This is a genomic window from Mycobacterium helveticum (genome assembly GCF_007714205.1).
Taxonomy (GTDB): domain Bacteria; phylum Actinomycetota; class Actinomycetes; order Mycobacteriales; family Mycobacteriaceae; genus Mycobacterium; species Mycobacterium helveticum.
Genome location: NZ_VMQU01000304.1, coordinates 1 through 980 on the forward strand (window position 1 = coordinate 1; position 980 = coordinate 980).

Below are 980 nucleotides of genomic sequence, written 5' to 3' on the forward strand. Positions count from 1 at the left end.
TCCCACGACAACTCCAGGAACAGCCGCTGCTGGGGGTCCATGGCCAGCGCCTCGCTGGGGCCGATCCCGAAGAAACCCGGATCGAAGTCGCCCACGTTTTCGACGAACCCACCGGTGCGGGTGTAGCAGGTGCCCGGGACATCGGGGTCGGGATTGAACAGCCCGGCCAGATCCCAGCCGCGGTCGCCGGGGAACTCCCTGAGCACGTCGCGGCCCCGGATCACCATGTCCCAGAGGTCGTCGGGGGAGTTCACCCCGCCCGGGAAGCGGCACGACATCCCGACGATCGCGATCGGGTCGTCGCCGGCGACCCGCCCCGCCGGCGTCTGGGTGATTTCCTGTGGGACACCGGCGAGTTCGGCACACATGTACCTGGCCAGCCCGTTGGGCGTCGGGTAGTCGAAGATCAGCGTCGGCGACAGCGCCAGGCCGGTCGCGGTTTTGAGCCGGTTGCGCATCTCCACCGCACTCAGCGAGTCGAACCCGAGCTCCTGGAAGGCCTTGTCGGGATCGAGGGCCTCGGGGCTGACGTTGCCCAGCACGGTGGCAATGTTGGATCGCACCAGGTCCAACAGGACCGCATGCTGTTGGGATTCGGGCAACCCGTGCAGCCGCTGTGCCAGTGCCGATTTCGACCTCGCGGCGGCCAGGGAGTCGTCGACCTGGCGGCGCCTGGGCGCGGCGACCAGCTCACTGAACATCGGCGGAACCACGGCGGCGTGCGCCCGCAGCGCCGCCAGGTCGATGCGGGCGGCGGCGATGAACGGCTCGTCGAGGATGAGCGCGGTGTCGAACAGTTCCAGCGCCTCATCCGACGACAGGGCCAGGATTCCGTCGCGGCCCAGCCGGGCCCGCCCGGCGGCGCCCAGTCCGCCGGTCATGGCGCTGGCCTGCTCCCACAGGCCCCAGCCCAGCGAGATCGCCGGCAGGCCATGAGCCCGCCGGTGCGCGGCCAACCCATCCAGGAACGCGTTGGCCGC

1 protein-coding gene is annotated in these 980 nt (G+C 70.4%); it reads right to left on the minus strand.

The features are described from left to right. The coding region (locus tag FPZ47_RS27625; RefSeq protein ID WP_144957485.1) for a beta-ketoacyl reductase at window positions 1-980 on the minus strand (980 nt) is incomplete at both ends.